This window comes from Microvirga sp. GN3, assembly GCF_055792825.1.
Window position 1 is genome coordinate 1 of the sequence record NZ_JBVVAK010000196.1, and the last position, 12,306, is coordinate 12,306.

12 protein-coding genes and 2 pseudogenes are annotated in these 12,306 nt (G+C 59.4%); 8 read left to right on the top strand and 6 right to left on the bottom strand.

Annotated elements, in window-relative coordinates; all coding sequences use genetic code 11:
- Positions 1-160: 160 nt before the first annotated feature.
- Positions 161-421: a hypothetical protein gene (locus tag ACS5Q1_RS42115; RefSeq protein WP_473103820.1), complete on the top strand. Its 261-nt coding sequence runs from the start codon at positions 161-163 to the stop codon at positions 419-421.
- Positions 422-763: 342 nt separating this feature from the next.
- Here the strand turns inward: ACS5Q1_RS42115 and ACS5Q1_RS42120 are convergent, their stop codons facing one another.
- Positions 764-1,132, bottom strand: a complete 369-nt coding sequence (locus ACS5Q1_RS42120; protein ID WP_473103821.1) for a hypothetical protein — start codon at positions 1,130-1,132, stop codon at positions 764-766.
- 421 nt (positions 1,133-1,553) lie between these two features.
- Here ACS5Q1_RS42120 and ACS5Q1_RS42125 point away from each other — a divergent pair, with 421 nt between their 5' ends.
- Positions 1,554-2,474, top strand: a complete 921-nt coding sequence (locus tag ACS5Q1_RS42125) for a sensor domain-containing diguanylate cyclase (protein ID WP_473103822.1) — start codon at positions 1,554-1,556, stop codon at positions 2,472-2,474.
- 492 nt (positions 2,475-2,966) lie between these two features.
- On the opposite strand, the gene ACS5Q1_RS42130 is transcribed toward ACS5Q1_RS42125, so the two are convergent.
- Positions 2,967-3,164 carry a hypothetical protein gene (locus ACS5Q1_RS42130; protein WP_473103823.1) on the bottom strand — a complete coding sequence of 66 codons (198 nt, stop codon included), beginning with the start codon at positions 3,162-3,164 and terminating at the stop codon, positions 2,967-2,969.
- Positions 3,165-3,404: 240 nt separating this feature from the next.
- Here ACS5Q1_RS42130 and ACS5Q1_RS42135 point away from each other — a divergent pair, with 240 nt between their 5' ends.
- On the top strand, positions 3,405-3,821 hold the full coding sequence (locus ACS5Q1_RS42135) for a hypothetical protein (protein WP_473103824.1): 417 nt from the start codon (positions 3,405-3,407) through the stop codon (positions 3,819-3,821).
- A 39-nt stretch (positions 3,822-3,860) separates the two neighbouring features.
- A complete protein-coding gene (locus tag ACS5Q1_RS42140; RefSeq protein ID WP_473103825.1) occupies positions 3,861-4,169 on the top strand; it encodes a DUF6894 family protein in 309 nt (102 codons plus the stop codon).
- A 92-nt stretch (positions 4,170-4,261) separates the two neighbouring features.
- Here ACS5Q1_RS42140 and ilvA read toward each other — a convergent pair whose 3' ends face one another.
- Both ilvA and ACS5Q1_RS42150 read right to left on the bottom strand, forming a co-directional pair.
- Positions 4,262-5,803 carry a threonine ammonia-lyase, biosynthetic gene (ilvA, locus tag ACS5Q1_RS42145; protein WP_473103826.1) on the bottom strand — a complete coding sequence of 514 codons (1,542 nt, stop codon included), beginning with the start codon at positions 5,801-5,803 and terminating at the stop codon, positions 4,262-4,264.
- Positions 5,804-5,897: 94 nt separating this feature from the next.
- Positions 5,898-6,065, bottom strand: a pseudogene (locus ACS5Q1_RS42150) (aminotransferase); the annotation flags it as partial.
- Positions 6,066-6,148: 83 nt separating this feature from the next.
- Here ACS5Q1_RS42150 and ACS5Q1_RS42155 point away from each other — a divergent pair.
- Entirely contained in the window at positions 6,149-7,117 is a 969-nt protein-coding gene (locus ACS5Q1_RS42155; RefSeq protein ID WP_473103827.1) for an IS5 family transposase, read from the top strand.
- A gap of 80 nt (positions 7,118-7,197) precedes the next feature.
- Here ACS5Q1_RS42155 and ACS5Q1_RS42160 read toward each other — a convergent pair whose 3' ends face one another.
- Positions 7,198-7,851, bottom strand: coding sequence for a hypothetical protein (locus tag ACS5Q1_RS42160; protein ID WP_473103828.1), 654 nt, complete (start codon positions 7,849-7,851; stop codon positions 7,198-7,200).
- Between the two features lie 1,516 nt (positions 7,852-9,367).
- On the opposite strand from ACS5Q1_RS42160, the gene ACS5Q1_RS42165 reads away from it, so the two are divergent.
- A complete protein-coding gene (locus ACS5Q1_RS42165; protein WP_473103829.1) occupies positions 9,368-9,892 on the top strand; it encodes a peptidoglycan-binding domain-containing protein in 525 nt (174 codons plus the stop codon).
- 83 nt (positions 9,893-9,975) lie between these two features.
- On the opposite strand, the pseudogene ACS5Q1_RS42170 reads toward ACS5Q1_RS42165, so the two are convergent.
- Positions 9,976-10,116, bottom strand: a pseudogene (locus ACS5Q1_RS42170) (IS6 family transposase); the annotation flags it as partial.
- A 726-nt stretch (positions 10,117-10,842) separates the two neighbouring features.
- Here ACS5Q1_RS42170 and ACS5Q1_RS42175 point away from each other — a divergent pair.
- Both ACS5Q1_RS42175 and ACS5Q1_RS42180 read left to right on the top strand, forming a co-directional pair.
- Entirely contained in the window at positions 10,843-11,529 is a 687-nt protein-coding gene (locus ACS5Q1_RS42175; protein ID WP_473103830.1) for a calcium-binding protein, read from the top strand.
- Positions 11,530-11,993: 464 nt separating this feature from the next.
- Positions 11,994-12,128 carry a hypothetical protein gene (locus ACS5Q1_RS42180; RefSeq protein WP_473103831.1) on the top strand — a complete coding sequence of 45 codons (135 nt, stop codon included), beginning with the start codon at positions 11,994-11,996 and terminating at the stop codon, positions 12,126-12,128.
- Positions 12,129-12,306: the final 178 nt, after the last annotated feature.

Genomic DNA, 12,306 nt, shown 5'->3' on the forward strand with positions numbered 1-12,306 from the left:
GGCGCCGCTCCTCCATCTGCTCCGGCGTCAGATGCGTCGGACGCCAAACGTTGCCCTCCATCGCGCACCTCCTCACGATGACCGATACCGCCCTATGTTACACCCTCTGCGTGAAGATCATTAGAGAACACGCGACAATTCATTGTGAGGAAGCGACCCTATGGCCAAACGCCCGGAGCACGAGGACGAACAACCTGAACCTAATGCGAAGGCCAGCATGTCCCAGTTGGATCGCTTGGAGAGGCTGGCCAATGCGGCTGCCACTGCGGTCCAGGCGAAACAATGGCGGGCGCGCAAGAATGGCCTACGTCAGCCAGAGGAACCCGCAGAGGTGCGCAACCACTCTCATGATGCCGAGGCCAGAGCTCAAGCAGAAGCCGCGATGCAGCAGATGATGGCAAAGTCGAAGGGAAAGCGGTGATAGGTAGATCGTTCCCGCACGGGATGCGACTTCCGCCGAAGCGACCTCTATAAATTAGAAACATCCGCTGTCTCAAAGGGGCGCTCTTAGATCCGACCTTCGCCGGAGTGGCCGGAGCGGCTAATCTCAAATCAGGGTCTCTCATGGCCTGATCTGCTGGACCGCCCTGATCGAGGCCCCAACGCCGGCCAATCGGGAGGTTCTCCAACCCCTATCGCGCCGGCGTTGCCTTTGATACGGACAGAGAAGACCAGAGTTCTGTTTTAACAAGCATGATGGAAAAATTGCTGGTCCCAAAGATCCTCATCCAGTCTCGGCGACCCCGCCCGCGTTCAACAAGAATTAGTCCCGCCTCAAGAACTCCAATCCGGGCGGTAGATCGTATCCCTGGCAAGCTGGCCGCATCGCCTTGATGAGGGATTTTGGTTTCGGTGGCGCCGCGTCGGTGATCCAGGCGTATCTCCCGTCAGGCGTCTTCAGCGGGCATCCCGCCTCGACATGGAGCATTGCTTCCTGCAGCCATTGCGCCTGCTGGACCGCCGAGAACTGCGTCAGGTAGCGCTGGTCCCGCTCATGGAAGGCGATCTCCAGGTTCCCGCCGCCCTTGTCGCTGATCTGGATCATGATGTGATCCAGCAGCCTTTCCTCGATGAGGTAGCCGTCCATCTGGGCGGCTGTGACAGGACCGGTGACCGTGACCAATCTCTTCATGCCATCATCTCTCTGAAAGGCTCAGGCGAGTGTAGGCAGCGCCTGTGACAGAGCGGTATGGAATTCTGTGAACATCCTTAATCGTATGAGCGACGGATCCCGACGCATGGCTGGCAAAGAAAAAGCGCCCGCTTGGGGCGCTTGGAAGGGACTGGTCCGTGGGGGCAACAGGACCAGGGAGATCCTTCAACGCGCCTGTGGGTGCCAGGTTCCCGCAAAATGGCCCCATAATCTTCGAAGCTGGGACGCATTCCGGCCAAGGTTAACTTTAGGTTAACAGCCTCCCGTAGGGGCACCTGCGGCCCTTCGCCCTCACTACGGGGAGAATGACCACTCTCGGACTCGAATGAGGGCTTCTACGGATGGACCAGCACCGGTGACCTGATATTGATCTGACAAGAAGTCTGTAACGGTTGATTGAATGCCTGGGTTTGTTGCCGATCTGGACGACGAGACGCTTCGCTGCCTCGTGGAAGCGCTTTCGGAAAGCGGGCAAGCAATCTCGATCTATGATACCAATGATCGGCTGCGGTACGCCAACGCGACTTACCAGGATCTGTTCTTAGGCGACTTTGAGGGGCCCTTCACCTTTTCTGAGATTCTGCGATACGGTGCCAGAAAAGGGACTGGTGTGCGGATCGACGATGACGTCGAAGCTCTCATCGCAAGAACCCTCCCCCGCCGCCGGAGTGTCCCCCGCAAGTCATTTGTCACCGATTTTATCGATGGCCGCTGGTTCTGGATGGACCATACCATCCTGCCGAACGGGTGGGTTCTCACGGTTGGGGCTGACATTACGGCGCTGAAGCACGATGAGAGGTCGTTGCGGCAAGCGCACGACGCGGCTCTCCTGGCCTCCAGGACCGATGTGCTCACAGGCCTGCCGAACCGCCGCTATATCCTTGAGATCCTTGATGAGCGTCTCAGAGATCACAAGCCCGAAGGCTCCAGCCTGTGTGTCGCCCTGATCGACATTGACTGGTTCAAGTCGATCAATGACCGCTATGGTCACGAAGGCGGCGATGCGGTGCTGCAGCACTTTTCATCAGTCTGCCGCGAGAGACTAAGCTCCGAAATCTCTGTTGGCAGAACCGGAGGCGAGGAGTTTCTGGTCCTTCTGCCATCCATCAGCCTTGAGGCGGCGGTCCGAACCATGGATCACCTCAGGGCAGACCTCCCGCCAGTTCAGATCGATGGGTCTGCTGTTGACCTTGCCTACACGTTCAGCGCTGGGCTGACCGAGGCCCTGCCCCAGGATACCAGGAACGCCATTCTGCAACGCGCGGATCGGGCCTTGTATGCTGCGAAAACAGACGGTCGCAACTGCAGCAGAGTCAGGTAGAGAGAACGAGACAGTATCCATGATCGTGAACCGGCGGCCTTCACCAGGACGCGGGATGGAGGCGCCGCTTCCAACGCCCGTGGCGCGGAAGTTGAGCAGCGGCGGTCCGACGCTTGGTCAGCCCGCGCTCGACCGCTTTCGACGGTGTCATCACCGATAGCCCAATCATCTCGGCCTCTGGTGTTTGCTCCCGATCTACCCTTGGTTGGGTCGCTTTTATCTGTTTCACAACTCCAGAAGCCTTTTTCCTCGGCTGCCGCGAATTAGCCTTCACACTTTCACCCCGCGCGGGCTGGACGTCATGGACGGGCGTTGCGCCCTCTCCAGCAGCAATGTCAGCTTGTGGCACGACTTCGGTGGTCACCAGCACAGCTGCGTGCGCTTCCTTGACGTCCTCGGAGGCGCTCGTAGTCAGATCGAACTCCCTCTGTTCCCGATTGGCTGTGCCTGAAGAGCGCTTGCGGACAGGGTCAACAGGTTCCGAACGGCTCCCTACAGGCTCGACAATGCTCGGCAGGATGCGTGGGGCAGGAGTTGGCTCGGCAGCCGCTTGTGCTCTTCCTTCTGGAAGATCTTGGTGGCCTCAACCGGTGTCGGCTCCAACAGGCGCCTCGGCGGGAGGCGATGACGCTGACCTTGAACGCGGGATTTCTTGATCTCGACAGAGAAGGGCTTGGTGTTCCGCTTCATCTCATGTGCTGGCTGTGGGTTGGGAAGGATGAGGACCTAAGATCTTGCGTGCATGACGTCAACACCAAGAGCATACGTCATTTTCCATCGGAAATGCTCGTGACGTCGAATGACTTTAGAACAATTTCTGCATGACTGTTTCTCTCAGACAGCATCAGATCTCATCTTCGCGAAACAGTTGAGCAGGTTTGTCGCATTGTTCTCACGGGCATCAACTCTAGCTAAGTACAGGGAGGGCTGATGATGACGGACGATGAAGTCGAGGTTGTGGCGGCAGAACTGGCCAAGGCAGGTGGCATCTCCTGGCATTCAGGGCACGAGCGTGGCCCGCTGAAGCTGATCATGGATCATTATCGCGACCGAGCCCGCCTTGTCCTTGCTGCTCTTGAGCGCGCCCGGGCAGCCAAGCAGACTCACGCTCCGGATTCAGTCGAAATCGAGCAGGTGAGCAGGAACCTTCAAGCTCACCTTGATCCAGGCTCGCACGAGGTGGTCACTGTCGGGAGCCTGATCTTGTACCGCCCTCCGGGAGACAAGAGAGCCTATCCATGTCGGGTTCAGAAGATCGATGGAAGCCGTGTGTACCTTGTTCCTGAAGTCCCGACCTGCACCGGCTGGGTCGATCTGGCCAATGTTTCATCTCCGGCCATTCAGTAAGGCATTCAAGCCGTGACAAATCTTATCAAAAGCAGAGTGATGCTTACTGACGGTTTCATCGCAGCCGACACAGCGGCTCATTCCGTAGATTCCTCCTCTTCATCTCGTTCAGGGCTAACCCGCTATTACTTCAACCTCACTGATGGCGAGATCATGATCCGCGATGAGGAGGGTATTGAGACGTCTAGCATTCAGGCGGCTGTGGTTTCGGCGCTGGAGGCGGTCGAGGAGCTTCGCGCCCAGGATCCGTCCAATTCAGATGAGTGGCAGGGATGGCGGCTTGAGATCATCGATACCTCAGGTCGCGCCTTGCAGATGATCCCGCTTGATGCCCGCTCCGCGCATTAGTCGGATATCAAACAGATGACCACTCAGCCATTGCCCTTGTGAACATCTGATCAGACAGAGCGGCCTAGGGGAAGCCTGCTATGGACAGGTCCTCAGATCCGGCCGGTTACTCCCGCTGTGTCTCGGTTCAGAAACGAGCGATACGCCGGATTGTCGCTCTCGTCCCAGTACGGGTATCCAAGCTCATCCAGACTGTGCTTGAGCTGCGCTCGCTCTGCGGCAGGGACCTGGATGCCGGCCAGCACCCGCCCATAGTCGGCGCCATGGTTGCGGTAGTGGAACAGCGAGATGTTCCAGCTGCCGGACAGACCGTTGAGGAACTTCAGCAGGGCTCCGGGCCGCTCAGGAAACTGGAACCGGAAGATCAGCTCATCCTGAAGGCCGGGCGTATGCCCGCCGACCATGTAGCGCACGTGCAGCTTGGCCATCTCATTGTCGCTCATGTCGATCACGGGATATCCATGCTCCCGCAGCATCGTGATGATCTGGCGCTTCTCCTGATCGCCTTCCGAGAGCTGCACGCCGACAAAGATCTGCGCCTCCCTTGGGTCGGAATAGCGATAGTTGAACTCGGTGATCGAGCGCTTGCCCAGCAACTGGATGAAGCGGCGATAGCTGCCCGGCTGCTCGGGAATGCTGACCGCCAGCAACGCCTCGCGGTGTTCACCGATCTCGGCCCGTTCGGCAATGTGGCGGAGCCGGTCGAAGTTCATGTTGGCGCCACTGTTGACAGCAACCAATCCGTCCGGCCGTGATCCTTCCCGTTCCACATACTTCTTCAGTCCTGCCAGGCTGACGGCCCCAGATGGCTCGGCGATCGCACGCGTGTCTTCGAAGATGTCCTTCACGGCCGCGCAGATCTCGTCCGTGCTCACGGTGATCACCTCGTCCAGCAACTCGCGGCAGAGGCGAAAGGTCTCCTCACCCGCCTGACGTACGGCGACCCCATCGGCAAACAGCCCAACCTGGTTCAGGATGACCCTGTCCCCTGCGGCAAGGGCAGCCGCCATACTGGCAGCGTCCTCCGGCTCGACGCCGATCACCTTCACCTCAGGCCGCAGGAACTTGGTGTAGACGGCCACTCCCGCAGCCAGTCCCCCTCCTCCGATCGGCACGAACACTGCCTCGAGGGGATCAGGATGCTGGCGCAGGATCTCCATGCCGACAGTGCCCTGTCCGGCAATGACATCCGGATCATCATAAGGATGAATGAAGGTGAGGCTCTTCTCCGTCTCAAGTTGCCGGGCGTGGGTATAGGCCTCGTCAAAGCTCTCGCCGTGGAGCACGACCCGGCCGCCCTGCCCTTTCACCGCTTGAACTTTGATGGCAGGCGTGGTGCGTGGCATCACGATGGTTGCCTTGGCACCCAGTCTCTTGGCTGCCACGGCAACTCCTTGGGCGTGATTGCCGGCCGAGGCACAGATCACTCCCCTTTCAAGTGCATCCCGCGGCAGGCCTGCCATCTTGTTGTAAGCGCCACGGATCTTGAACGAGAACACCGGCTGGAGATCTTCGCGCTTAAGACGAACTGGCGTGTTGAGCCGCTGTGACAGGCGAGGCATGGGGTCGAGCGGGCTCTCGATCGCCACGTCGTAGACCCGGGCGGTCAAGATCTTGCGGATGTAGTCCTGCACGTCAAAGATGCCTTCCTGGTTCAGCAGGGGAGCCTGTATGCTCCCTTACGCTCTTGTATCCTTCCGATCCAAGCAGAGCGGCGGGTTGGCGAGCCTACTTTGCCTGTGTTGATCGGGGCACCACGTTATGGAGGGTCTGGTCGGCATTGTCGAAGAACTTGCGAATGTTGCGCGCGGCCTGACGGATGCGCTGCTCGTTTTCCACAAGCGCAATGCGGACATAGTCGTCGCCGTGCTCGCCAAAGCCGATGCCGGGCGCGACGACGTTGGTGCGTAATTCGGCCTGAGGTGTCGTGCTAAGGCAGGGGTGAGGTATAGAGGCAGTCCTCCGAAGCCGAGAGCTGCATGCCCTACAAGGTCAATCAAGAGCGCCGCCACAGGATCCCAAAGGCGCGCTACCGCGTGAAAAATTGGCGCGACTACGATGCCGCCCTGCGTCGGCGCGGCGACCTGACGGTGTGGGTGACGGCTGAAGCGATCGAGGCATGGACGCCAGCAAACACGGGCCGGCGTGGTCGACCACAGCGATACTCCGAGATGGTCGTCGAAACTGGCCTGATGCTGCGGCTGGCATTTGCCCGACCCTGGCGCCAGACCGAAGGCATGCTGGCCTCGATCCTGCGACTGCTCGGCTTGGACCTCCCGGTGCCCGATCACACCACCTTCTCGCGCCGCAGCGTGGATCTGACTGTCGCCAAGGCGGTGAGAGAAGCAACTGGCCCCGTGAACGTAGTGATCGACCCCACAGGCCTGAAGGTGTTCGGGGCCGGCGAATGGCGGCGTGAGAAGCATGGCGGCCAAGAGCGCCGGACCTGGCGCAAGCTCCACCTCGCCGTTGATCCCGAGACCGGTGAGATCCTCGCTTCAGAGCTGACCACCACGGAAGATGGGGACGCCTCGCTGGTCGGTCCCTTGCTGGATCAGATCTCAAGCCCAATCGCTTCAGTCACGGCTGATGGCGCATATGATGGCGAGCCCGTCTACCGTACCATCGCCGAGCGGGATCCTGCTGCGGCTGTGATTATCCCACCGCGGTCAACGGCAGTGCCGAGCAACACGGCCGAGACGGCGCCCACCCAGCGAGACCGGCACCTCCAGATGATCCAGGCACACGGGCGTCTCGGCTGGCAGAAGGCGCTCAACTACGGTTGTCGGTCATTGGGCGAGGTGGCGATGATGCGCTACAAAACCCTGATTGGTCGCCGTCTCCATGCTCGGACGCTGCCTATGCAAAAGGCCGAAGCCGCGGCCGGCTGCAAGGTCCTCAACGTCATGACCCGCCTTGGCATGCCGGTGTCCCAGCGTATCACCTGAGCCCCGACGTCAGGGCATCAACGCGACCCACATCTGAATTACGCACCAAAGCCCAGCCCGAGCGGTTCCAGACCATGTGTCTATGTAGCGCCTGACGGCCTTGCCGTCAGGCGTAGAGACGCCTCTCCATTCGTCACCTTCGGTTGGTCGAAGTTCAGGTTTCCCAGCTTCCAAGACTGGAGAATGACAGCAGTCTCTCCGATCGATTTTGGCTTCACGCCGCCCTCAGCCGCACGATCAATTCTCAGGGTCTTGCCACTCCAGTCGAGCAGCAGGCGGTCGTCTGGTCCGAATCCGGCGCCGTCCCACAACTCTCGCGGCAGGCGGATAGAGGTGTAGAATCGGTCTGAGCGCTTGGCGTCTGGAATGGACTTCACCACAACGGGTGCGGATACCATCTTTTGGGCTTTGTCCTCGTTCTTCTTGGAGCGCCGTCCCCGCTTCAACGGCTCTATGGTCACCCTTTCAATGTCAATTGCTGATTCTGGACCGATTGTCTGAGCGCCCTCTTGGAGCGGCTCAGGTTGTAGCGCGGGTTGCTGCACAGTCAGGATAGGTTCTGCCGGATGCCCGGATGAACCTGGGATGGATCTGACAGCGCTGACAACGGCCAGCACGCTGCTGGTTATGCCTTCCGCCGATTGGGCTATCAGGGGCGCCAAGCGTGCGATGGCTGCGATCTGCTGACCACCAACAGTCACCAATTTGCTCATCTGCTCGGCCATGAGTTCCATGGCGGATCGGAGACCCTTCAGATCTGCAGCCATCCCAGTCAGAGTCTGTTCCATCTCTGGAGGCAGGACAGGCACCGGCACAGGCTGTCGAGGTGCGTCAGGAACTGATGGGCGCGGGAACTGCACTTCTTTGGGGCGGAAGACCTCCGCAGCCGACACCTCAGGCTTGCCCAGGTGCCGCGCCAGAATGTCGGCTGTTTCCCGGCGGCGCTTGTCTGTTGGCTCCAGGCGACCCGGCTGTCCTCCGGTCGTGCCAGGATCAGCGCGGCGCGGCTTGGCTAAGCACGTTGAACATAGGTCATAGGAACGATCTCGTCCCAGCAGCCAGCCGCGCTCCTTGAAATAGCTTTTCACGACATCATCACCGGTGGCCTTGCTGGCCTCGTAGGCGTCTGTCTTGTGGCACGCGGAGCACCGAACCGAGAATCGGTACTTCGAGGGTGTTCCGCCGCTACGGGTGATCTGTGGCTCGAACTGACGTGCGACGCCGGACATTCAAATATTCCTACATATGTGCGAGTGGTGTTCCCATAGAACATGCTCCAAGCAGGCTTTCCTCAGGAGTCTCGCGAAACTGATAAAAGGAGTCTGAGCAGCATGTAACGCTTGTGCCGCGCAATTCCAAGCTTCGGAAGTTTGTGCTGCACTCCGGCTTGCTGAGATGACGTTGCCGTCACTGTTGATTGTTCGCTCGCCATGGTCCCGCCACCTGACGCCTGCAGTTGGCCGGCAGGATTAACAACGGAGTTTCACAATGTCGGAATCCAAAGCAGCCAGGAAGCAAACCTAGCGCAAGGTGAGCATGTTCGAGATGAACAAGCATTTCGCGCAGCATCTCTCCTGATACCTAATTTGATCAAGGGGGCTGGCTCATCCGGCGAACAACACCGATGAGCCGGTCGTCAATGAATGGCCAATCAGAGTCGCAGGCAATCCGACCAAGTGTTGAACCAATGGGAGGCTGCCTTCGTGCTGGCTCACATGCTTGGCGAATTTCCGCCGTGTGATCTTGATAGCAGGGCGGAATCCGTTCCTGCTGACAGCCAGTCCAAGCAGAAGGCGACCGGCAAGGCGATGATGAATTGCTTAGGCTCTGTTCTCTTGTTCCGGGGACTTTGGTCAAGTCGTTTGGCGATGACGCCGCGTGGATCTACCCAACTGTCCCGTATGATATCGCGAACTTCATTCAGATCACACGCCTGATCATTGGTTTCATAGAACCGCGCACAGCCATACAAGCCGCTTCAGCGCCTCCTCCAACAAGCAGTCTGCCGACATCGCCAATTGCTCAAGGTTACGTTTGCTTAACCGTGCGAAGCCAAAGGTCGCGCAGGATCCCAATTGCGTCACAAGCTCGACCCAATGCGGAGCTGATGTGAGCACACAATGCTCTCAGAACCTCAGCGAACGATCCGAAAGTAAGCTCATGCGCTATGAAAGACACCACGCAGGGTTGCAGTTTGGCAAAGCAGGCAAAGGCCTCCTGGCTGCGACGGCCATCGGCTGGAGCCTGTTCGTGTACTCTGTCCTGTCGCCGCGATTTGAGCAGCACACGGTCCAGGCTGAAATTTCGCGCCTTCGGCAGCAGATTGAGACCATCACCGCCGAGCGCGACCAGCTGGCCAAAGAGAACGATCGCAGAATTCTGGCCGGGCACGATCTGCATAGTATGCAGGTGCGGATCGAAGCAGCCACCGAAGAGCTCCAGCAGCTGGATTCTTTGCGCGCAACCGTTAGTCAGGCACTTGAGCAGGCCCGCCTTCAGCTCACTGGACCGTCCGATCAGCCTATCGCGATGACGGAAAGCCCCACGGTCGGCACGACGTCAGCGATTCGTCTTTCCAAGCAGGAGGTCCGTGCAGCGCAGGAGGCGCTCGTCGACTTCGGATATGGAAAACTAAAAGCCGACGGGTCATTGGGCCCCTCGACCCGCAAAGCCGTTGCGGCCTTTGAACGGGCCAAAGGTCTTCCTGTCACAGGCAGGCTTGGAACCGCGACCATGCAGGCTTTGAGAACTCACACTGCCTCAATCAACCAATAGCTCACCCTGCGGTTTTCTTACACCGCGTACAACAGGTAGGCGGCTCATAGGCCGAACTTCCGGAGGAGATGCGACCAATCTTCCTGATGACTTCGCCGACCGTCGGCCACTATGCATTGCTCAGCCATCATCTCTTCTAAATTCTGCAGGCTTAGATTGTAAGCGAGATTCCACCGGACACACAGCAGGATCGCTGAGCGATCGAATTGGCGGCCTTTGAATATCACGCACCTCCGGAGTTTGCCGGAGGCATAGGTCGAACTGAATTACCAATCGGATTGCGACGGGACCTGTAGCTGACGGGCTTGGTCATGCCGGACCATCTACCTCGGCTGTTCTCATGTCCGGGTTGACGGAACAACGCCGATAATGCTGCCGTGCCGTCAGGCAAAGATCCTGTGCTGATCTCTTCATGCGTCAGGTCGAGGACATTGATGTGCCGGAGATAATCAACGACCCACTCTGGCGCTCTGACACGGTCCGCCATGGTGACCATGGAACCAACTCCACAGGACAGGGCACCTTCACCGCGGAGGCATTCACATGCCGTCCCGCATCGTTCTGACTGAATTAGCAACCTGGGACCCATTCCGATCATGATGCCAACCCGTTGATCTACAATAATTTCTCCTCATCACCTAGAATAACACAAGCAATTCATATCGAAATTCGTTCAATTACGCATGGACTGTTCCTGAAATATTTCGGTACTTTTTGTGGCGAGTTCGCGGACATTAGAAAGCAATATTAAGAAGTACTTTGCGATGGTTTACACTGATCCGAATCTCTTCTATCCAAGGGTCGCTGGATCACGCGACGAGCAATAAACATCGCACCAGCTCCACAAGCACGCGCTCAAAGCGCTCTCACTGTTCAATCCGTTTGATCCGCGCGAGCAGGCGCATCGGCATGCGCCCGCTCACTGGGCAGACACAACACAGGAGAAACACATGGCAACAATTGGCGGTAGCGAGAATATCGATCACTTGCAGGGAACATCCGGGGTGGACGCTATCTTCGGCCATGGTGGCGACGATCTGATCTTTGGCCGAAGCGGCGACGACGATCTGTACGGCGAGGCCGGTGCGGACCTTCTCGACGGCGGCAGCGGCGAGGATTGGCTCTCCGGTGGTGCGGGCAGCGACTACCTGCTCGGCGGCGCCGGCACCGATCGCCTGCTCGGCGACGATGGAGACGATGATCTCGACGGCGGTGCCGGCGCTGACATCGTGCTGGGAGGCGGCGGCAACGACGCGCTTGACGGTGGTTCGGGCGCTGACCTGTTGCAGGGCGGCGCAGGGGACGACATCCTGCGCGGCGGCTCCGGAGCCGATCTCATTGAGGGCGGGGCGGGCGACGACCTTCTCGTCGGCGGGGCGGGCGGCGACACGTTCGTCTTCACCGGCGGCGGCGGCAATGACGTCGTGCTGGATTTCAAGCCGGGCCAGGATCTGCTGCAGATCTCCAAGGGGATCAACGGGACTGATATCGCGACGGCCGACGACCTTGCTGACCGCGTCCAGCAGGTCGGCAGCAATACCGTTGTCGACCTTGGGAATGGCGACACGATTACCCTCGTGAGCGTCAATGCTGAGGACGTGAACAGCAACCCGGGCGATTATTTCTCGATCCACTAATGGCCTAAGGCCGTCACGGCCGAGAGCCGTGACGGCCATCCCGAGCCGAAGGCTGCCAACCTCATGGGCGAGGCGGCTTGATGCAAACGCTCGGGATGTTGGGGCAGGGAGACTTCGCGGACCCAATTCGGGCCTCTATGACCTGAGTTAAGCAACCCGCCCCGATGCTGCGACGCGGATCATTCCTTCTCACTCCTGGAGTACCGCGCTTCGCAACTCGTGAAGAATATTCCGCAGCTTGTGAAGGGTCGATCGCCCCCTCGTTGGCCCTGTCACAGCAAGGCCCCGGATGACCTTAGCCATATCGGGCATCCGGGGCCTTCGCCGTACCTTTACTTCAACGAGATCGGCTTTCGCTGGTCGCAGCGGATCGTCACGGGCCCAGCGCCGAGCCGCACCGGTAAGGGAGATCTGGGAACGACGACGCTGCGGGTACGTGCCCCACCGCCCCTGGAACTCCCGCCATGTTCTGCGTCGCCATTGGGCGCCGGGTGCGCCAACCGAAGGCCGGCGGGATCGACCTCGTCTCGAAAGTAGCTGTCTTTGGTGACAATGCCGGCGCGGGTTATCGCACAAACCTTGTGCCGCCCAATACCTGAACAATCACTGCGAGGTCTCCCACCAACCCACCCGATGGGGCACCGTCAGTGTATCTAATGATCGTCACGGGATTCCGGTAACGGAGAGACCTGCATGGCGGAAGAAGCGGACGATCATTTCGGGGCGGCGCTTCAGCCGGCCGAACTCGCGGCGGGCGAGGCGATGCAGGTCGTCGAC